Consider the following 19,767-nt stretch of genomic DNA (forward strand, 5'->3'; position numbering starts at 1 on the left):
AACAACGGCCCGGTTCCATGGGTTAGAGTCACTGTTGGTCGGTGTGGTAGCAAGTGTCCCCCGGGCCTCAACTATTGCCTTCGCGGAATACCGCGTACGGCCCCCGCCAGGGGAGACCGTACGGTCCGGAGCCCCGTTGTGCCCCGCGCCGAGAGGCGACCGCCATGCCGACCATCAGTCTCGTGCCCCGCTCCCACCGAGGTGGGAGCGGGGCATCTTGGTATTCTCCCCGAAAAACGACGAAGGACGGTCAGGCGTGGACGAACGGTCCCCCCGACAACCGGATTCCTCCGGGCCGCCCGAGGAGTCGGGCGACACCCCGACCCGAGGCGTTCGCCCGGAGAACCCCTATCGCATTCCGCAGCGGCCCCCGGCCCCGGGCGGGACGGCCGCCGGTGGTCCGTCCGACCGTCCCGAGAGCTGGGACACCCCGTACCCGGCCGCCCAGGGCCCCACCGGTGAGTGGACGCCCCCTCGTCCCGAGGAGACCCCTCCCACGGACACCTGGAAGGACTGGCAGGCCCCGAGCGAGGAGCCCGAGGCCGCACCCGACCGCGACGCCGACGGCCCGGAGCGGACCACCGCCGCATGGGACGCCACCGGGGGCGCGCCCGCACCGGATGAACGGCCCACCGGGACCCACCGGGGTACCGGTCCCGCCTGGGACGACCGTCCCGGCGCCGCGCCCGCGACGGATGACTCCTGGGACGGCGGCGACCAGAGCGACTCCTGGGGCGAGACCCACAGTGGTCCCCAGCAGACCAACGCGGGGTGGGGCGAACGCCCCGGCGACACTCGCGGAACGAGCGACGGCTGGAACACCCAGAGCGGTCCCCAGCAGACCGGTGCCGCGTGGAGCGACCCCGGCGACGACGCACCCGCATGGGGAGAACAGTCCGGCAGCACACGCGGGTCGGACAACACCTGGGACAACGGCAGCAGCGGCTCCCCACAGGCCACCGCGGGGTGGGGTGAGGCGCGAAGCGCGAACGACGGCTGGGACGCCCACAGCGGACCCCAGCAGACCGGTGCCGCGTGGAGCGACCCCGGCGACGCGCCTGGATGGGGCGAGCGGCCCGCCAACACACGTGGGTCGAACGACACCTGGGACGACAGCGACCAGGGCGACTCCTGGGGCGACGGCAACAGCGGCCCCCAGCAGACCAACGCGGCATGGACCGGATCCGGCGACGTGCCCGGGTGGGGCGAGCAGCCCCGCGACGCACGCGGTGCGAACGACGACTGGAACGCCCAGAGCGGCCCGCAGCAGACCGGCGCGGCGTGGAGCGACCCCGACAACTCGCGTGGGTCGGACAACACCTGGGACGACAGCGACCAGGGCAACTCCTGGGGCGACGGCAACAGTGGCCCTCAGCAGACCGCTGCCGCGTGGAACGGTCCCGGCGACGACGCGCCCGCATGGGACGAGCAGCCCCGCGACGCGCATGGGTCGAACGACGGCTGGGGCGAGACCCACAGCGGACCCCAGCAGACCGCCGCGGGGTGGGGCGAGCAGCCCCGCGACACGCGCGGTGCGAACGACGGCTGGGACGCCCACAGCGGACCCCAGCAGACCGCTGCTGCATGGAGCGGTTCCGGCGACGACGCGCCTGGATGGGGCGAGCAGCCCCCGGGAGCGGGCGGCACGGGGCCGCGGACGGCGGAGCCCGGGCACGGGGACCGGTGGAGCGGACCGCAGCAGGGCGCCGGCGACGGCCGCGGCGGCCCCCCGCCGGGACCCGGCGGGCCGCGCGACGGCTGGGACGACTGGGACGGCGAGCCGCGGGACGCGGAGTCCGCCCCCCGCGGCGACGGCTTCGAGTACCTCTACCACGGCAACGCCGCCGCACCGCCGGAGCAGCCCGACCGGCAGCCGCGCAAGTCCAAGCGCGGCCTGGTCATCGGGCTGATCGCCGCGGGCGTGGTGCTGGCGCTGATCGGCGGCGGAGTCTCCTGGTACGTGCTCACCCTCCCGCAGCCCGAGGAGGCGGTCGAGGAGTACGCGGCCGCCTGGGAGGCGCAGGACTACGAGCGCCTGGCCGCCGTCACCACCGGCGGTGGCGCCGCCGAGGTCCTCGGCGGCATCGCCTCCGGGATCGGGGTGGAGAGCGTCGACGTCACCGTGGGCGAGCCCACCGCCGACGGCGGCACCGGCACCGCCTCCTACGAGGTGGCCGTCGGCCTGTCCAACGCCGGCGACTGGGGCTGGGAGGGCGAGCTCCCCCTGGTCCGCCAGGACGGCGAGTGGCTGGTGGACTTCTCCCCCGAGGTGGCGTTCCCCGGCCTGGCCGAGGGCCAGACCCTGGCCCGCACCGCGGTGTGGGGCGAGCGGGGCCAGATCCTCGCCGCCGACGGCACCCGCCTGGACACCCCGGACGTCTCCGGCTCGCTGCAGATGATCGTCGGCGGGATGGGCGAGGCCACCGAGGAGGACATCGAGCGGCTGGGCCCCGCCTACCGGGTCGGCGACACCGTCGGCACCAGCGGGCTGCAGCGCACCTACGAGGAGCGGTTGGCCGGACAGGCCGCCACCACCATCGTCATGGTGGACGCCGGCACCGAGGCCGACGCCGTGGAGGCGACCGAGGAGAACACCGTCGCCAGCCTGGACGGCGCCCCCGGTGAGAACGTCGTCACCAGCATCGACATGGCGGTGCAGAACGCGGCCGCCAACGCCATCATCGACTCCGACGACCCGGCGGGCATGGTGGCGATCCGGCCGTCCACGGGCGAGATCCTCGCCGCGGTGAACGTCCCCGGCGGGTTCAACCGCGCCTTCGAGGGCCGCTACCCGCCCGGCTCCACGTTCAAGGTCGTCAGCTACAACGCGCTGCTGGACGGCGGCCTGACCATGGACTCCCAGTTCCAGTGCCCCAAGGAGTACAACCCGGGCGGCTGGGAGTTCACGAACGCGGGCGGCGCCGAGTACGGCGCGCAGACGATGACCCAGGCGTTCGCGACCTCCTGCAACACCGCCCTGGTCCAGGCGGCCGTCGACAACATCGACGCCAACGCCCTGCTGGCCAGCGCCGAGCTGTTCGGGATGAACGCCCCGATGGACATCGGCGTCCCGACCTTCGAGCCGGTCTACCCGCTCTCCGAGGGCGCCGTCATGCTGGGCGCCCAGGCCATCGGCCAGGGCCAGGTCGAGACCTCGGCGCTGCACATGGCCACGGTCCCGGCCGCGGTCGCCGACGGCAACTGGCGGCCCCCGCTGCTGGTGACCGAGCCGGCCGCCGAGGCCCCGGCCGAGCCGCGCCCGATCCCCAACGCCGAGGCCCTGCGCACCATGATGCGCGCGGTCATCACCGAGGGCACCGCCGAGAACCTGCCCTTCCAGGGCGAGGTCTACGGCAAGACGGGCACGGCCGAGTTCGGCACCGCCGAGGGCGAGGACGAGGAGCTGCCCAGCCACGCGTGGATGGTCGGCTTCAAGGGCGACGTCGCGTTCGCCGTGGTGGTGGAGGGCGGCGGCGGCGGTTCCTCCGTCGCCGGCCCGATCGCCGCGAAGTTCACGAACGCGCTGTGACGCGCGACGGCGGGCGGCCGAGGCCGCCCGCCGTTCAGCGGCCCTCGTCGGCGGGCTGCAGGGTCTGCGCGGGTGCCGGCGCGGACGGCTGCTCGACGGGCTGCGGCGCGCCGGGTGTGAGGACGAACAGCAGGACCAGGAGTCCGGCGGTGACGGCCGCGATCAGGCCGCAGGCCACCCAGGGCTTCCAGCCGCTCAGGCCGGGTTCGGCGGGCGCGTCGGGGTCCCCGAAGGAATCCAGGCGTTCGGCGAGCTCGGGATCCTCTTCGCCGAGCCGCCTCTCGATCTCCTCGAGGATTCTCCGCTCGTGTTCTCTCAGGGACATGGCGCACCCTCCTTCAGCGGCCGGGGGAAGGTCTACTATCGCCACCGGGTGTCCTACAGTCTCCCCAGCGGAGCGCGAGGATATCCCCGGCTTCGGCGGGTTTTCCCGGCCGTCCCGGACCCCCGCAGGTCACCGCCGCACGGCGTCCCGACACGTGGGAACGGCGTCTCGCGCAGCGGTCATCCGGGGTAGCACTCGGCCTCCGCGGCCTTGACCCCGGCCCAGACGGTGCCGCCGCGGACCAGCCCCAGCTCGGCCAGTGCGGCCGGGCTGATGTCGGCGGCCAGGTCGAGCGCTCCGGTCAGGTGCACCCGCACCTGGTCGCCGAACCGCTCCACCCCGTCCACGGTCAGCTCCCACAGGTTGCGCGGGCTGCCGTCGGGGCGCCGCCGGTACAGGGCGACGGCCCGGGGCGGGAACGCCACCAGCGCGGAGCCGCTGTGCGCCTCGTGCACCTCCACCACCGCTCCGCCGTCCAACAGGACGGCGGTGCCGTCGGCCCGCCCGCGGAACAGGTTGAGCCCCACCAGCCGCGCCACGTAGGGGGTCCGGGGGCGGCGGGCCACCTCGGCGGGCGCCCCCTCCTGGACCACCCGGCCGCCCTCGACGACGGCGATGCGGTCGGCCAGCACCATGGCGTCCAGCGGGTCGTGGGTGACCAGCACCGTCGCCCCGTCGAACTCCTCCAGCAGGCGGCGCAGCCGTCCCCGCACGCGGACGCGGGTGCTCACGTCCAGGGCGGCCATGGGCTCGTCCAGCAGCAGCAGGCGCGGGCGCACCGCCAGCGCACGGGCCAGTGCCACGCGCTGGGCCTGCCCCCCGGACAGGTTCCGGGGCCGCGCGCGGGCGTACCCGGCCAGGTCCATGTGGTCGAGCAGCTCGGCGGCGCGGGCGCGGGCGTCGGCCTTGGACGCCCCCTGGCAGCGCGGCCCGAACGCGACGTTGTCCAGCGCGCTCATGTGCTGGAACAGCAGGTAGTCCTGGAACACCATGCCGACGGGCCGCCGCTCCACGGGGGTGCGCGTGTGGTCGTCCCCGTCCACCCGCACGTGCCCGCCGCTGAGCGGCAGCAGTCCGGCCAGGGCGCGCAGCGCCGAGGACTTGCCCGCCCCGTTGGGGCCGAGCAGGGCCAGCACCTCCCCGGCCGCCACGGACAGGGCGACCTCCAGTTCGAAGTCGCCCCGGCGCAGCCGGAGGTCGGCGGAGAGCACGCTCACGCGGCGTTCACCCATTTCTCGCGCAGGGTGGCCAGCACGGCCAGGGACACCAGGAGCAGGACGAGACTGAGCACGATCGCGGCCTCGGGGTCGCGCTGCATGGCCATGTAGACGGCCAGCGGCATGGTCTGGGTGGTGCCGGGGAAGTTGCCGGCGAAGGTGATGGTGGCGCCGAACTCGCCCAGGGCCCGGGCCCAGCACAGGATCGCCCCGGCGCCGATGCCGGGCAGCACCATGGGCAGGGTGACGCGGGTGAACACGGTGACCCGCCCGGCGCCCAGGGTCGCCGCGGCCTCCTCGTAGCGGCGGTCGGCTCCGCGCAGCGCCCCCTCGACGCTGATGACCAGGAACGGCATGGCGACGAACACCTGGGCCAGGACCACGGCGGCGGACGTGAAGGGGATGGTGATCCCGAACCACGCGTCCAGGTACCGCCCGAGCAGGCCGTTGCGGCCGAGCACGAGCAGCAGCGCGACGCCGCCGACCACGGGCGGGATGACCAGGGGCACGGTGACCAGGGCGCGCACGATCCGCCGCCCGGGGAAGTCGGTGCGGGCCAGCAGCCAGGCCAGCGGGACCCCCAGGACCAGGCAGAGGGCGGTGGCGACGGTGGCGGTGGACAGCGACAGCCACAGCGCGGCCAGCACCTCGGGTTCGGTGACCCGGCGCCCCATGTCGTGCCAGGGCGCGCGCACGACCAGCCCGAGCAGGGGCAGGACGAGGAAGGCGACGCCCGCGAGGGCGGGCAGGACCAGCGGCCAGGGCGGCCTGCCGGACCGGGCCCGCAGGGCGGGCCCGGTCCGCGCGGAGCCGCGGGTCACGGGGTGCCGAACCCGGCGTCGGCGAGGACGGCGGCGCCGGTCCCGGAGAGTACGAGGTCGATCCAGGCGGCGGCCAGGTCCGGCTCGGGCGCGTCGGCCAGCAGGGCGATCGGGTAGTCGTTGACGGCCGCGTCCGCCTCGGGGAAGGCGATGCCGGTGACGGCCTCCCCTGCGGCGATCACATCGGTCCGGTAGACGAGTCCGGCGTCGACCTCGCCCAGTTCGACCTTGGTCAGCACCGCGCGGACGTCCTCCTCGTAGGTGACGGGGGTGACGTCGAGCCCGGCGGCGTCCAGCGCGGTCGCCGTGGCCGCGCCGCACGGGACCTCCGGTGCGCAGAACGCCGCGGAGACGCCGTCCCGCGCGAGGTCGTCCAGGCCCTCGATCCCGGCGGGGTTGTCGGCGGGCACGGCGATCTGGAGGGTGTTGGTGGCGAAGACCGCGCCGTCGCCGTGTTCGTCCGCCCACTCCCGGTCCAGGCCCTCCCCCTCGGCGACCTGCGCCATGGTGGCGGTGTTCGCGGCCGCGAACACGTCCGCGGGCGCGCCGGAGCCGATCTGGGCGGCCAGCTCGCTGCTGCCCGCGAAGTTGAAGACGACCTCCGCCCCGGGGTTGTCCGTCTCGAACTCCTCGGCCAGGGACTCGAAGACGTCGGTGAGGGAGGCGGCGGCGAAGACGGTCAGCTCGCCGGCGGGGCCCCCGGAGCCCTGTCCCTCCGGTCCGGCCCCGGTGTCCCGGCCCGCGCAGGCGGTGAGGGCGAGGGCCGCCGCGGCCAGCGCCGCGACGAGCCGCAGGGGGGTGTCACGCATGGCGGTCTCCGCTCGTCTCGACGATCACGTTCGTGGACTTGACCACGGCCGTGGCGGTGGCGCCGACCTCCAGGCCGAGTTCGTCGGCGGCCTCGCGGCTCATCAGCGAGACGATGCGGTGCGGCCCCGCCTGGACCTCCACCTGCGCCATGACGGTGTCGCGGACGATCCCGGTGACCAGTCCGTGGAAGCGGTTGCGCGCGGAGGAACGGTGGCGGTCGGGGTCCTGGTGGGACCCCTCGCGCATGAAGGCGGCCAGGTCGGCCCCGTCGAGGAGGCGGCGGCCGGAGGCGTCGCGGGAGGCGCTGAGGCGTCCGGCGTCGACCCAGCGGCGCACGGTGTCGGCGCTGACGCCGAGCAGTTCGGCGGCCTCGCTGATCTGGAAGGTCGGCATGGGAGCAATCTACCGCTCGCAGATGCGAGGGCAACAGCCCCTCAGGGCTGGCGGATCACAGCTTTTTCGCGCCGAAAGGGCCGCATTCGTCGGATGATCGTCCGAACGGCGCCCGTGCGGAGGGGCTCGCCCGGGCAGGGCCGCGGCCGCCGGGCGGGCGTTCCGGGACACGGCGCGGCCCCGGCCCGCGGGGGGCCGGGGCCGCGTCCGGTACCGGTCAGCCGCGGGGGGCGGCGATCTCGCCGACCGGCCCCTGGGCCCGGTAGTCGTCCAGGGCGGTGACCGCGTACACGGTGTCGTCCCCCGCACCGGTGTCGTCGAACGAGGTGCCGCCGGTCACGCCGACGAGGTTCTCCGGGGTGAGCGCCTCGCAGGCCGTCTCGTCCCCGGCCTCGGCCGCCTCGGCGGGCAGCCGGTACACGGCGTAGAAGCGGGCGCCCTCGGCCTCCTCCCAGGACACCTCGACCCCGTGCTCACCGGCGCGGGCCGTCACCCCGGCCACGGCGCCGACCCGGGCCTCCTCCTCGCCGGAGTCGGTCCGCGGCGGCAGGGCCGGCTCGGCGTAGTGGCCGCCGAGCAGGTGGTCCACCGCGTCCGGGTTCTCGCGCAGGCTCTTGATGGAGAAGTAGATGTCGCCGCCGACCCCCTCCAGCCCGCCGGAGTAGTCGAGCTGGGTGGAGAGGGCGTCGTCGGAGGTCCACCCGTCCTCGCCCAGGCGGTAGGCGGCCTGGCCGATGTACAGGTCCACGCCGGTGCCCTCGACCTCGTCCGCCCACCAGTCGGTGAGCGCCTCGTAGTCGGCGGTGCCGAACCCGCGCTCCCAGTACAGCTGGGGGGCGACGTAGTCGACGGTGCCCTCCTGGATCCAGGTGCGGGTGTCGGCGTACTGGGCGTCGTAGGACTGCAGGCCGGAGCTGGGCGACCCGCTGGGGTCGGTGCTCTGGTTGCGCCAGATGCCGAACGGGGAGACGCCGAAGCTCACCCACGGCTCGGTCTCCTGGATGGCGCCGTGCACGTCGCGCATGAGCTGGTCGACGTTGTCGCGGCGCCAGTCTCCGCGGTCGTCGAAGTCCCCGCCGTGCGCCTCCCAGGAGGCGTCGTCGTCGAACTCCTCGCCGTCCTTGGGGTAGGGGTAGAAGAAGTCGTCGAAGTGGACGCCGTCGATGTCGTAGCGCTCGACCACGTCCATGATCACGCCGGTGACCCAGGCCCGCACCTCGGGGTTGCCGGGGTCCACGTAGGCCTCGTCGCCGTAGTCCACCAGCCATTCGGGGTTCTGCTTCACCGGGTGGTCGTCCACCAGGTTCTCGATGTCGGGGTCCTGCAGGCCCACCCGGTAGGGGTTGAACCAGGCGTGCAGCTCCAGGCCGCGGGCGTGCGCCTGCTCCACCGCGTACTCCAGCGGGTCGTACCCGGGGTCGCCGCCCTGCTCCCCGGTGAGGTAGCGGGCCCAGGGCTCCTTGTCGGAGGCGTACACGGCGTCGGCGGTGGGCCGCACGTGCAGGAACACGGCGTTGAGGCCCATGGCGACGGCGTCGTCGAGGTAGGCGTCCAGCTCCGCCCGCTGCTCCTCGGCGGACAGGCCGGGCTCGGAGGGCCAGTCGATGTTGCGGACGGTGGTGAGCCAGGCGCCGCGCATCTGCCGCGCGGAGTCGGCCGAGCACAGCGCGTCCGCGGTCCGGACGGTGCCGCCGGTGTCGTTGCGGCTCCCGCTGGCGCCGTCGCCGGGCGCTCCCCCCGGGGCGCCCGCGGCGCATCCGGCGAGCAGGACGGTGGACGCGGCGGCCATGGTCGCCCAGCGCGCGGCGCGCGGTACGGCCACGGCCCGTGCCACAGAACCCTTCAAAGCGATGTCTCCTCTTGGAAGCCGGGGCGGCGCCCGTTCCCCGGAGCGCCGTGCCGTGGACCAGAGTAGAGGACAATGTCAATTTTCGGACACGATTGAGCCAATCTGTGGACAACCTCGCACAAGCCCCGGGAAGGGAACATCGCCCCAGGTCAATGCGGCACCCCGGATCCCCATGGCTCCACCGGCCCCGGGTACGGAAACCGTCGCGGTGCGGGCCCCCTCACACCGCCAGGGGGGTTGACCCTCCCCTCCCCCGGCCCCCGGTCCGGGCTCGCGGGGGCACCGGGCGACCTAGACTCGGGTGACGTGAACGCCGCTGTGTGCCCTCCCAAGCTCTTCGTCCGGACCGTTCCGCTGCGCGGCGGCGCCGACTCCCTGGTGCGCCGCCTGCCCGCCGGAGCCCCGCTGGCCTGGCTGACCGGCGACGACGGCCTGGTCGGCTGGGGCCGGGCCGCCCACTGGAGCCCGGCCGCCGAGCCCGCGGGCACCGAGCCCACCGACACCACCCGGTTCACCGAGGCCGCCCGCTGGCTCAACGGGGTGCTGGAGCGGGCCGTGGTGGAGGACGAGGTCGGCCTGCCGGGCACCGGCGCCGTCGCCTTCGGCACGTTCACCTTCGCCCCCACCTCCACGGGCTCCACCATGGTGGTCCCCCGCGTCCTGCTGGGCCGCCGCGGCGACCGGGCGTGGCTGACCACCGTCACCGACGAGCCCGGCGTCCATCCCGGGGAGCTGCTGTACCCGGCCCCCGCGCCGCGCCCCGTCGGCCCCCTCTCCTGGGACACCGGCGAGCTCACCGCCCGGGAGTGGGGCGGCGTCGTCGCGGACACCGTCGCGCGCATCCGCGCCGGGGAGCTCGACAAGGCGGTGCTGGCCCGCGACCTCGTCGCCCGGGCCGAGGGCCCCATCGACGTGCGCACCCTGCTGGAGCGGCTGCACGCCCGCTACCCGCAGTGCTTCACGTTCTCGGTCGCGGGCATGGTCGGCGCCACCCCCGAACTGCTGCTGCGCCGGGAGGGCGAGGAGCTGTCCTCCCTGGTGCTGGCGGGCACCCGCCCGCGCGGCGCCGACGCGGAGGAGGACGAGCGGCTCGCGGAGGAGCTGATGTCCTCGGCCAAGGACGTGGAGGAGCACGGGCTGGCGGTGGACTCCCTGCGCGACGCCCTGGCCCCCCTCGCCGAGGAGCTGGTGGTCCCGGCCTGGCCGCACCTGCTGCGGCTGGCCAACGTCCAGCACCTGGCCACCCGCGCGCACGCCCGGCTGCGGCCGGGGGTGTCGGCGCTGGACGCCGTGGCGGCCCTGCACCCGACCGCCGCCGTGGGCGGCACCCCCACCGCCACCGCGATGCGCCTCATCGACGAGGTGGAGGGCATGGACCGGGGCGGCTACGCGGGACCGGTCGGCTGGGTGGACGGCGCGGGCAACGCCGAATGGGGCATCGCCCTGCGCAGCGCCCACGTGGACGGGGCGACGGCCCGGCTGTTCGCCGGGTGCGGGATCGTCGCCGGGTCCGAGCCGGAGTCGGAGATCGCCGAGACCGAGTCCAAGTTCCGGCCGGTGCGCGAGGCCCTCACCGACGGGTGAGCCGGGCCGCGCCCCGCGGCGCGGAACGGGAAACCGGCCCGTAACACGCCCGGTATACCGTCACGCCATGCAGATCGACTTCGTGGCCTGGGACGATCCCGACGCCACCGCTCTCCGGGCCGGGCAGCGCGCCGAGATCGCCGAACGGTACGGGACCCCCGACTCCGAGCCCGGCACTCCCCCCTCGGCGTCCGACATCGCCGTGTTCGCGCTGGCCCGGGCCTCCGACGGCACCGCCGTGGCCTGCGGGGGCCTGCGCGACCTGGGGCCGGACGAGGGCGGCGAGGTCAAGCGGATGTACGTGCTGCCCGGGCACCGGGGGTCGGGAGCGGCCCCGCGGCTGCTGGCCGCCCTGGAGGAATGGGCGCGCGACCGGGGGTGGAAGCGGCTCCGGCTGGAGACCGGCGACCGCCAGCCCGACGCGGTGCGGTTCTACACCAAGTCCGGCTACACCCCGGTGGAGCCCTTCGGCGCCTACGCCGACGAGCCCTCGTCGCTGTGCTTCGGCAAGACCCTGTAGGACGCGCCGACACGAACCGGCCCCGGGGCTCCCCCACGATGGAGTCCCGGGGCCGGTGTTCGGGGGCGCCGGTCACCTGCCGACGGCGCGACCGCCCTTGTGCCAGATGCAGACCACCGACGGGCGCGGGAAGTCGCCGTCGGGCCACACGCTGGTGGGCGCCTCGAAGGTCCCGTCCTCACCGGGGTGCTGCGGGGCCAGGAAGACCGTCTTGTCGTCCTTGGTGATGAACGGGCCGCACGCCTCGGCGTCCACCGGAACGGTCGCGAAGGTCTTCAGCTCGCCGCGGAAGCGCCCCTCGACCGGCATGACGTGCAGGCCGTCGTTGATCCCCAGGGTGCCGGGCTGGCCGTCGGTGGAGATCCACAGGTTGCCGTCGCTGTCGAAGGTGACGTTGTCGGGCGAGGAGATCGGCATCACCTTGGACTTGTCGTAGCCCGCGTAGTAGGTGTCCTCGTCCTCGGGGTTCCCGCACACCAGCGGCACGGTCCAGGCGAACGCCTCGGCGGCGGCGTCGCCGTTGTGCTCGATGATCTCCAGGATGTGGCCGTGCTTGTTGGGGCCGCGCGGGTTGGGCTCGTCGGCCTGGCCGGGCTCGCGGGCGGAGTTGTTGGTCAGGGCCACGTAGACCTTGCCCGTGGCGGGGCTGGCCTCGATGTCCTCGGGGCGGTCCATCTTGGTCGCCCCGGCGGCGTCGGCGGCCAGGCGGGTGTGGACGAGCACCTCGGCGACGCTGAAGCCGTCCACGAAGCTCGTGGTGTCGCTGGTGAGCGGGATCCAGTCGCCGTAGCCGTCGAACTCGCCGTCGGCGGGCAGCGCGCCGGACCCGTCGATCTCCTCCTCCGGGCTGTTGCCGGTGAGGCGGGCGACGAAGAGCGTGCCGGTGTCCAGGAGGGTGAGGTTGTGGCGGGTGTCGCCCTCGCGGAACTTCTTCGCGCTGACGAACTTGTAGATGTAGTCGAAGCGCTCGTCGTCGCCCATGTAGGCGACCGCGCGGCCGTCCTCGGCGAGGCGGACGGTGGCGCCCTCGTGCTTGAAGCGGCCGAGCATGGTGCGCTTGGCGGGCGGGGCGGAGGGGTCGAGGGGGTCGGTCTCGACGATCCAGCCGAAGCGGTTCACCTCGTGGGGGTGCCGGGAGAGGTCGAAGCGCTCCTCGACCCGGTCCCAGCGGCGGCCCGAGGCGCCGGTGGACAGGCCGTAGCGGGCGTACTCGGGGCTCGCCGGGGCGTTGCCGAAGTACTGGTTGAAGTTCTCCTCGCCGCTGAGGAAGGTGCCCCAGGGGGTGTAACCGCCCGCGCAGTTGTTGAGCATGCCCCGCACGGTGGTCCCGGTGGGGTCCTCCTCCGTCTTGAGCAGGTCGTGCCCGGCGGCGGGGCCGGTGAGGGTGAACGGGGTGTCCGTGGTGATCCGCCGGTTGTAGCGCCGCTCGCCGGTGCTCAGGCGCCACTGGCCGGTGCGGCCGACGCGCTCGACCTCGACGATGGAGCCGCCGTGGGCGGCCATGGCGATCCGGATCTGCTCGGGGGTCGCCGAGGCCCCGTTCCGGTAGCCGCGGAACATGAGGTTCTCGTTGGTGTACTCGTGGTTGACCCACAGCAGGCCGCGGTTCTCGTCGAGCTGGTGGAGGCCGACGTAGTCGCAGTTGTAGCCGAACTGCTGCGCCTGGGCCTCGGCGGTCTGGTTCTCGATGTCGAACTCCGGGGCCCCGGGCAGGACGGGGTCGCCCCAGCGGACGATGACGTGCTGCTCGTAGCCGTTGGGGATGGTGACCTTGTCGTCGTTGTTGGGCAGGACGCTTCGGAAGGTCGGCCGGGGAGCGGGCTTGGGGCGGCCGGGGCCCCGGTCCGCGACGGCGGGGGCGGCCATGCCCAGGGCGCCGGCACCGGCGCCGACCACTGCGGCGCCCAGCATCGAGCGGCGGGAGAGCGCCTTGGCGAAGATGTCACCGAAGTAGGCGTTGTCGCTCTTGTTGGGAGCGGGGTGGAAACAGGCATCACCGCAGCGCAGCTCGCAGGTCCTGCGGGAACGGCCACCGCCGGCCGTGTCGACGAACGGCAGCAAGCGGCGGCGGGGCGCGGATTCGGGCACACCTTCTCCTCGGGGATCGTTGCTTCCCCCCGGCGGCCTCCGCCCTGGTACGGGGCTGGGTCGGGGCCGTGCGGGGTCGCGGCAGGCGGGGTGGTCCCACCGGTCGCTCTCGACCTTGGCCGAGGTTCCACACGCACGGGTGAAACCGAGGTGAACGCCCCTACAACTCCCGCGCAGCGCTGAGTTGATCACTCTTCGCTACTCGGTGAACACCCACCGTCGGCCCTTGTCCGCGATGATCCACCACCGCGGACCACCGGGTCCAGACCCCACGCCCGGGGCCCTTTCCCGTTCCCCTGCCCCTGCCCGGTTCCGCCGCGCCCTATCCCCTCCCCTTGCTGCGGCCGACCGGCACCACCATGGGGCCGCCGGTGACCGGGTCCTCCACCACCACGGCGTCCAGCCCGAACGCCTCGCGCAGCAGCTCGGGGGTGAGCACGTCGGCGGGGCCGCCGCTGGCCAGCACCCGCCCGTCCCGCATGGCGATGACCGTGTCGGCGTAGCGGGCCGCGAGGTTGAGGTCGTGCAGGACCATGACGATGGTGCGCCCGCCCTCGTCGTGCAGTTCGCGCACCAGGTCGAGCACGTCCACCTGGTGGACCAGGTCCAGGAACGTGGTGGGTTCGTCCAGCAGCAGCAGGTCGGTGCCCTGGGCCAGCACCATGGAGATCCAGGCGCGCTGGCGCTGGCCGCCGGACAACTCCGACAGCGGGCTGTCGGCCAGGTCGGCCAGCCCGGTCAGCTCCAGCGCCCGGGCGACGGCCTCGTGGTCGTCGCCCGACCACTGGCGGTACCAGCGCTGGGCCGGGTGGCGGCCGCGGGCCACGAGGTCGGCGACGGTGAGCCCGTCGGGGGCGGTGGGCTGCTGGGGCAGCACCCCCAGTACTCGGGCGACCTCCCGGGTGGGGGTGCGGTGGATGTCGCGGCCGTCCAGCTCCACCAGCCCGGACCTGGGGCGCATGAGCCGGCCCAGGGCGCGCAGCATCGTGGACTTGCCGCACCCGTTGGGGCCGATGACGCAGGTGACGGTCCCCTCGATGATGTCGGCGTCCAGGCCGTCGACGATGACGCGGTCGTCGTAGGCCAGGGTCAGGCCGCGGGCGCTCAGGCGCGCCCGGGCGTCGGAGGGCGTGCCCTCGGTGCGTGTGGTCTGCGGGGCGGTCACGCTTGGGTCCTCCGGTTGGCGCGGACGAGCAGGTGGATGAGGTACAGGGCGCCCAGGCAGCCGGTGACGACGCCGACCGGCAGCTGGATGTTGTCGAGCGCGGTGCGGGCCGCCAGGTCGGCCCCGCTGACCAGGGCGGCGCCCACCAGCGCCGACAGCAGCACGGGCGGCCGGGAGGTGCCGGGCCCGGCCAGGCGCAGGGCGATCTGCGGGCAGGCCAGGGACACGAACAGGATGGGCCCGGCGGCGGAGGTGCCGAACGCGGCCAGCAGCACCGCCAGGACGAGCATGGCCGTGCGGGCGCGCTCCAGGTCCACGCCCAGGCCGCGCACCACGTCGTCGTCGTAGGACAGGGCGTCCAGGGTGCGCGAGGCGGCCAGGGCGAGCGGCAGGAGCAGCACCAGGGCCAGGGCGACCGGGGCGGCGTTCTCCCAGGTCCGCATGCTCAGGCTGCCGGCGACCCAGACCATGGCCCGGCCGGTGTCGGTGACCTCGCCCAGTGTGAGCAGCCACAGGGTGAGGTTCATCAGGACGGTGGAGACGCCCACCCCCACCAGCAGCAGCCGGTAGCCGTCGACGCCGCCCCGGCGGGCCAGCGTGTAGCACAGCGCCCCGGCGGCCAGCCCGCCGGCCAGGGCGACGGCGGGCACGCCCAGCGAGGACAGGGCGCCGCCGCCGGAGAGGATGCCGTAGCTGCCGCCGAACGCCAGGACGGCGACCACCCCGGCGCTCGCCCCGTGGGTGACGCCGAGCAGGTCGGGGCTGGCCAGGGGGTTGCGCATGATGGTCTGGGTGACCGCCCCGGCTGCGGCCAGGGCGGCCCCGGCGAGCATGCCCGTCACCACGCGCGGCATCCGCACCCGCCACACCGTGAAGTAGTGCTCGTAGTCGGTGCCGATGATGTGCGCCCACACCTGGGCGGGGGTCAGCGGGGTCCGCCCCAGGGAGAGGTTGAGGGCGAGCAGCACCGTGAGGACCGCCAGGACCGCCAGGCACACGGCGATCAGGCGGGGGCGCAGCCGCAGCGCGACGGGGCCCAGGCGCAGGGCGGGGCGGCTGCGGCGCAGCCGGTCGCGCACCTGGTGCGCCGGGGGTTCGGGAGCGACGGGGGTCATAGGGCGAGGAGTCTCCGGCGGCGGACGATGTAGATGAAGAAGGGCGCGCCGACGAGGGCGAGCACGATGCCGACCTGGAGTTCGCCGGGCGGGGCCAGGAAGCGGCCCAGCACGTCGGCGGCCAGCAGCAGGATCGCCCCCATGAGGGCGGAGTAGGGCAGCAGCCACCGGTGGTCGGCGCCGACGATCCCGCGCGCCAGGTGGGGGACGATCAGGCCGACGAACGCGATGGGGCCGCAGGCGGCCACGGTGACGCCGGTGAGCAGGGTGATCGCGGTCAGGCCCACCACCCGGGCCCGGCCGACACGGTGGCCCAGCGCCTTGGCGGTGTCCTCGCCCAGGGCCAGGGCGTTGAGCGCCCCGGCGTTGGCCAGGCCCAGGGCGGTGCCGACGGCGACCACGGCCAGCATCGGCGGCAGGATCTCGGGATCGCGGCCGACCAGGGCTCCCACCCGCCAGAACCGGAAGTCGTCCATGGTGGAGCGGTCCAGCAGGACCAGCCCGGACACCACCGAGTAGGCGAGCCAGCTCACCGCGGTCCCGGCCAGCGCCAGTGTGACGGGCGTGGGTCCGCGTCCGGGCACGGACCCGATGAGGTAGACCGCTGCCGCGGCGGCGCCGGCCCCGGCGAAGGCCAGCCAGGCCTGGGTGTACAGGGCGGTGATGTCGAAGAGCGCGATGCCCAGGACCACGGCCAGGGCCGCCCCGAAGGTGACGCCGAGGATGCTGGGGTCGCCCAGGGGGTTGCGGGTGTGGCCCTGCATGAGCGCCCCGGCCAGCCCCAGGGAGACGCCCGCCATGATCCCCAGCGCGGTGCGGGGCAGGCGGATGTCGTTGACGATGATGTCGGCCTCGGCCCCGGCGGTGGCGGTGAGCGCCTGCCATACGGTGTCCGGGCTCAGGGCCCGGGCGCCGATGAGCACGCTGCCCAGGGACGCCGCGCACAGCAGGAGGACGAGCACCGCCAGCCCGGCGAGGCGGCGCGAGCGGCGTGCGGCGACCGCGGTGTCCGCCGCGATCGCCCGCGGCGCGGGGGGATCCGCGTTACCGGGGGGCGGCCCGGAGGTGTCGTGCACCCGGACTCCTATCATGACGAAGGCCAGGCAATCCTAAGTTAGGTTTGCCTAGCCGTATCTGGATGGCCTAAGTTTGCCACGTCCCGGCCTGGAACGACACACCGCCCCGTGGTTCACGCCCCCCGGCCCGCCCTGGACCGACCCGCCCTGGACCGAACGTGTTCCCCGACCCTCATGGAGCCCCCGTATGACCCTGTCCACCCGGCCGCGCCGGCTGTTCCCGTCCGTCGCCGCGGCGGCCGTCGCGGTCGCCATGCTGACCGCCTGCGGCGCCGGCGGCCCCGAAGCCGCCCCCGAGGCCTCCAACGAGCCCTCCGACGGCTACCCGCGGACCGTGGAGCACTTCCTCGGCTCCACCGAGATCACCGCGGCCCCCGAGCGCGTCCTGCCGCTGGACGCCGCCTACGTGGACTCCACCCTGGCCCTGGGCGGCAACGTGGTGGGCTTCACCACGTTCGCGGAGGACGTCACCGAGCTCCCCGACTACCTGGTGGAGAGCGACTGGAACGTCGGCACCGCCGACGAGGCCGTCCCGGTGGGCCTGCTGTGGGAGGTCGACCCCGAGGCCGTGGCCGAGACCTCCCCCGACCTGATCCTGTCGGCGCAGGTCCGCCACGGCGACGGGTACGAGCAGCTCTCCGAGGTCGCCCCGACGGTCATGTCCGAGACCACCGGCGCCACCTGGAAGGAGAACCTCGTCCTCACCGGTGCCGCGCTGGACGCCGAGGAGGAGGCCGAGCGGCTGGTCGCCGAGTTCGAGGAGCGCGCCGCCGCCCTGGGCGAGGCGATCGTGGAGGCCAACGGCGGCGAGGCGCCCACCGTGTCGGCGGTCCGGTTCGCCGGCGACGCCGACGGCGTCCGCCTGTACACCCCGCAGTCCTACATCGGCGTGATCCTGGAGGACGTGGGCCTGGAGCCCGGCCCGGGCGTGGACACGGAGTCCGAGGAGATCGTCACCTACCACAGCCAGGAGCGCCTGCTCGACCTGGACGCCGACCACATCTTCGTCGCCACCTACGACGACGGCGGCGCCGACGGTGTCCAGGAGAGCAAGGAGGAGTACATGGCCGCTCCGCTGTGGGGCGAGTTGACCGGCGAGATCACCGAGGTGGACGACGAGTACTGGATCTCCGGTGTGGGCCTGATCGCCGCGCACGCGGTGCTGGACGACCTGGCCGAGATGTTCGGCGTCGACCCGCAGCGGTAACGGCGCGCCCCCGCCTTCCCCGAACGGGTGCGCGGCGCCCCGCCCGGCGCCGCGCACCCGCGCCGCCCCGCGACACCACACCGGGAGACCCCGTGGAACCGCCCCGCTCCTTCGAACACGCCCCCTGCCTGGACGCCGGCCTGATCCCCGCCCCCGTGCGGGCGGCCGCACTGGAACTGGCCGCCAGGACCGGGGCGGGCTATGTGTACGACCCCGCCCTGGCCGCCGACCGGGCCCGCACGCTGCGCAAGGCGCTGCCGGACTGGGCCCGGGTGTACTTCGCGGTCAAGGCCAACGGTTTCGAGTCGGTGCTGGCGCACCTGGCCGAGGCCGTGGACGGGTTCGAGGCGGCCTCGCTGCGCGAGGCGCGCGCCTCCCTGGCGGCGCTGCGCGAGCGGCGCGGCGGCCCCGGCGGGAGGATCGCGGTGAGCGGTCCGGGCAAGACCCCCGAACTGCTGGCCGGGCTGGCCCGGCTGCGCGCCGGACACGGCGCCGACGTGGCCGTCAACCTGGAGAGCGTCCTGGAGGCGCACCGGGCCTCGGCGGCCGCGGTCGACGCGGGCACGGTGCTGCCGGTGACGATCCGGGTCAACCCCGCCCGGGTGCCGGTGAGCGGTTCCCTGGTGATGGGCGGCACTCCGGGCCCGTTCGGGGTCCCCGAGGCGGAGGTGCCCGCGGCGGTGGAGGCGGTGCGCTCCCTGCCGGGCCTGGACCTGACCGGCTTCCACGTGCACGCGGTGAGCGGCAACACCGACGCCGCGGCGCACGCCGCCTACGTGCTGTGGTGCCTGGAGTGGGCGCGCGGCACGGCCGACCGGCACGGGGTCGACCTGCGCACGGTGGACGTGGGGGGCGGCCTGGGCGTGCCGTTCGAGGCGGGCGACGACGCCTTCGACCTGGAGGGGTTCGGCGCCGCGCTGGCGGACGCCCCCGACCCCGGCGTGGAGGTGGTGTTCGAGCCGGGCCGGTGGATCGGCGCCCCGGCGGGCTGGTACGCGGCCCGGGTGACGGACGTCAAGGCGTCCTACGGCGGGACCTTCGCCGTGGTGCGCGGCGGCATCAACCACTTCCAGCTGCCCACCTCCTGGGAGATCCGGCACAACTTCGCCGTGCTGGCGGACGACCTGTGGCCGTCCGGCGTTCCCCGGCCCGAGGCGCGCGGGGCATCGGTGACGGTGTCGGGCGAGCTGTGCACCCCCGAGGACGTGCTGGCCCGCGATGTGCGGGTGGCGTCGGTGCGCGCCGGCGACGTGCTGGTCTTCCCCAACGCGGGCGCGTACGGGTTCGAGTTCGCCATGCCCGCGTTCCTGGGGCACCCCCCTGCGGTGCGCACCACCGTGGACTCCCGGCTGCCCTGACCGCGACCCCTGTGGCGCGGGACATGCATCCCCCTCTTGACACGACTTAGGTAAGCCTGCCCTAATTGGTTCGGCCTCCCCCGGCCCTGTACCCCTGTCCCCGACAAGGAGATCCCACCGTGTCCGCCTCCCCCGTCCCGACGGCCGACCCGACCTCCGTCACCTGGCGGATCGAGAACCTCACCGGAGCCGACGTCCTCGCCGACCCCTCCCCCTGGGTCCGGGCCTACGAGGAGGTCTACGCGCACGCCCTGCACCTGCCCGACCACCGCACCCCCGCCTTCGCCGAACGCCTCGCCTTCAGCGCCCGGCGGGAGGGCTTCCGGCTCACGTCCTGCCACGCCGACGGCGTCCTGGCCGGGTTCGCCTACGGGTACCCCCTGCCGGTGACCACCGGCTGGTGGAACGGCTTCACCCCGCTGCCCGGCGTGGACGCGGACGAGGTCACCGCCGAGTACCCGGGCCGCACCTTCGCCCTGTGCGAGGCCCTCGTCCCCGAACCGTTCCGGGGATCCGGCGTGGTCGAGCGCGCCTTCCCCCTCCTCGTCCAGGGGCGCACCGAGGAACGCGCCGCCGGGCTGGTCGCCGAGACCAACGCCCACGCCCTGGACCTGGTCCTGCGCAACGGCTGGACCCACGTCGGCGACGTCGAGCCCCATCCGGGCTGGCGCCGCCACCACGCCCTGACCATGCCCCTGCGCTGACCCGCG

16 protein-coding genes are annotated in these 19,767 nt (G+C 74.5%); 6 read left to right on the forward strand and 10 right to left on the reverse strand.

Annotated features, from left to right (window positions below; genetic code table 11):
- The first annotated feature begins 256 nt into the window (after positions 1–256).
- Complete coding sequence (locus ACFVNO_RS26910; RefSeq protein ID WP_378896669.1) at positions 257–3,529, forward strand: penicillin-binding transpeptidase domain-containing protein; 3,273 nt, start codon at positions 257–259, stop codon at positions 3,527–3,529.
- A 34-nt stretch (positions 3,530–3,563) separates the two neighbouring features.
- Here ACFVNO_RS26910 and ACFVNO_RS26915 read toward each other — a convergent pair whose 3' ends face one another.
- From ACFVNO_RS26915 to ACFVNO_RS26940, 6 genes are all read right to left on the reverse strand, one after another.
- Complete coding sequence (locus tag ACFVNO_RS26915) at positions 3,564–3,854, reverse strand: DUF3040 domain-containing protein (protein ID WP_220560468.1); 291 nt, start codon at positions 3,852–3,854, stop codon at positions 3,564–3,566.
- Between the two features lie 179 nt (positions 3,855–4,033).
- The gene (locus ACFVNO_RS26920) at positions 4,034–5,086 is read right to left on the reverse strand and encodes an ABC transporter ATP-binding protein (RefSeq protein ID WP_355269163.1); all 1,053 of its coding nucleotides are present in this window, start codon (positions 5,084–5,086) and stop codon (positions 4,034–4,036) included.
- Positions 5,068–5,892 (reverse strand): ABC transporter permease, encoded by an 825-nt coding sequence (locus ACFVNO_RS26925; protein ID WP_355269161.1) that lies wholly within the window; start codon positions 5,890–5,892, stop codon positions 5,068–5,070. Before ACFVNO_RS26925 ends, ACFVNO_RS26920 begins: the two co-directional genes overlap by 19 nt.
- Positions 5,889–6,701, reverse strand: coding sequence for a molybdate ABC transporter substrate-binding protein (gene modA, locus ACFVNO_RS26930; RefSeq protein ID WP_355269159.1), 813 nt, complete (start codon positions 6,699–6,701; stop codon positions 5,889–5,891). Before modA ends, ACFVNO_RS26925 begins: the two co-directional genes overlap by 4 nt.
- Positions 6,694–7,095 carry a TOBE domain-containing protein gene (locus ACFVNO_RS26935; protein ID WP_355269157.1) on the reverse strand — a complete coding sequence of 134 codons (402 nt, stop codon included), beginning with the start codon at positions 7,093–7,095 and terminating at the stop codon, positions 6,694–6,696. The genes modA and ACFVNO_RS26935 overlap by 8 nt, the downstream gene beginning before the upstream one ends.
- A gap of 217 nt (positions 7,096–7,312) precedes the next feature.
- Positions 7,313–8,884, reverse strand: a complete 1,572-nt coding sequence (locus ACFVNO_RS26940; RefSeq protein ID WP_355269200.1) for a family 10 glycosylhydrolase — start codon at positions 8,882–8,884, stop codon at positions 7,313–7,315.
- A gap of 366 nt (positions 8,885–9,250) precedes the next feature.
- Here ACFVNO_RS26940 and ACFVNO_RS26945 point away from each other — a divergent pair, with 366 nt between their 5' ends.
- Positions 9,251–10,528, forward strand: a complete 1,278-nt coding sequence (locus ACFVNO_RS26945; RefSeq protein WP_355269155.1) for an isochorismate synthase — start codon at positions 9,251–9,253, stop codon at positions 10,526–10,528.
- 67 nt (positions 10,529–10,595) lie between these two features.
- Complete coding sequence (locus ACFVNO_RS26950; RefSeq protein ID WP_355269153.1) at positions 10,596–11,048, forward strand: GNAT family N-acetyltransferase; 453 nt, start codon at positions 10,596–10,598, stop codon at positions 11,046–11,048.
- 72 nt (positions 11,049–11,120) lie between these two features.
- Here the strand turns inward: ACFVNO_RS26950 and ACFVNO_RS26955 are convergent, their stop codons facing one another.
- From ACFVNO_RS26955 to ACFVNO_RS26970, 4 genes are all read right to left on the reverse strand, one after another.
- Positions 11,121–13,136 (reverse strand): PhoX family phosphatase, encoded by a 2,016-nt coding sequence (locus ACFVNO_RS26955; RefSeq protein WP_355269151.1) that lies wholly within the window; start codon positions 13,134–13,136, stop codon positions 11,121–11,123.
- 322 nt (positions 13,137–13,458) lie between these two features.
- On the reverse strand, positions 13,459–14,301 hold the full coding sequence (locus ACFVNO_RS26960; protein WP_255646488.1) for an ABC transporter ATP-binding protein: 843 nt from the start codon (positions 14,299–14,301) through the stop codon (positions 13,459–13,461).
- Entirely contained in the window at positions 14,298–15,416 is a 1,119-nt protein-coding gene (locus tag ACFVNO_RS26965; RefSeq protein ID WP_378896679.1) for a FecCD family ABC transporter permease, read from the reverse strand. The genes ACFVNO_RS26960 and ACFVNO_RS26965 overlap by 4 nt, the downstream gene beginning before the upstream one ends.
- The gene (locus ACFVNO_RS26970) at positions 15,413–16,492 is read right to left on the reverse strand and encodes a FecCD family ABC transporter permease (RefSeq protein WP_378896682.1); all 1,080 of its coding nucleotides are present in this window, start codon (positions 16,490–16,492) and stop codon (positions 15,413–15,415) included. The genes ACFVNO_RS26965 and ACFVNO_RS26970 overlap by 4 nt, the downstream gene beginning before the upstream one ends.
- A gap of 187 nt (positions 16,493–16,679) precedes the next feature.
- On the opposite strand from ACFVNO_RS26970, the gene ACFVNO_RS26975 reads away from it, so the two are divergent.
- From ACFVNO_RS26975 to ACFVNO_RS26985, 3 genes are all read left to right on the forward strand, one after another.
- Positions 16,680–17,699 (forward strand): ABC transporter substrate-binding protein, encoded by a 1,020-nt coding sequence (locus ACFVNO_RS26975; protein WP_355269145.1) that lies wholly within the window; start codon positions 16,680–16,682, stop codon positions 17,697–17,699.
- A 92-nt stretch (positions 17,700–17,791) separates the two neighbouring features.
- Positions 17,792–19,057 (forward strand): alanine racemase, encoded by a 1,266-nt coding sequence (locus ACFVNO_RS26980; protein ID WP_355269143.1) that lies wholly within the window; start codon positions 17,792–17,794, stop codon positions 19,055–19,057.
- A 119-nt stretch (positions 19,058–19,176) separates the two neighbouring features.
- Positions 19,177–19,761, forward strand: coding sequence for a GNAT family N-acetyltransferase (locus ACFVNO_RS26985; protein WP_355269141.1), 585 nt, complete (start codon positions 19,177–19,179; stop codon positions 19,759–19,761).
- Positions 19,762–19,767: the final 6 nt, after the last annotated feature.

It is taken from the genome of Nocardiopsis sp. NPDC057823, assembly GCF_042797335.1.
GTDB classification, from domain to species: Bacteria; Actinomycetota; Actinomycetes; order Streptosporangiales; family Streptosporangiaceae; genus Nocardiopsis; species Nocardiopsis changdeensis.

Excerpts from the sequence above, each read along its gene's own strand:
- ACFVNO_RS26915 (WP_220560468.1), bottom strand. The coding sequence starts at position 3,854 with ATGTCCCTGAGAGAACACGAGCGGAGAATCCTCGAGGAGATCGAGAGG.
- ACFVNO_RS26920 (WP_355269163.1), bottom strand. The coding sequence starts at position 5,086 with ATGGGTGAACGCCGCGTGAGCGTGCTCTCCGCCGACCTCCGGCTGCGC.
- modA (WP_355269159.1), bottom strand. The coding sequence starts at position 6,701 with ATGCGTGACACCCCCCTGCGGCTCGTCGCGGCGCTGGCCGCGGCGGCC.
- ACFVNO_RS26935 (WP_355269157.1), bottom strand. The coding sequence starts at position 7,095 with ATGCCGACCTTCCAGATCAGCGAGGCCGCCGAACTGCTCGGCGTCAGC.
- ACFVNO_RS26940 (WP_355269200.1), bottom strand. The coding sequence starts at position 8,884 with ATGGCCGCCGCGTCCACCGTCCTGCTCGCCGGATGCGCCGCGGGCGCC.
- ACFVNO_RS26950 (WP_355269153.1), top strand. The coding sequence starts at position 10,596 with ATGCAGATCGACTTCGTGGCCTGGGACGATCCCGACGCCACCGCTCTC.
- ACFVNO_RS26965 (WP_378896679.1), bottom strand. The coding sequence starts at position 15,416 with ATGACCCCCGTCGCTCCCGAACCCCCGGCGCACCAGGTGCGCGACCGG.
- ACFVNO_RS26975 (WP_355269145.1), top strand. The coding sequence starts at position 16,680 with ATGACCCTGTCCACCCGGCCGCGCCGGCTGTTCCCGTCCGTCGCCGCG.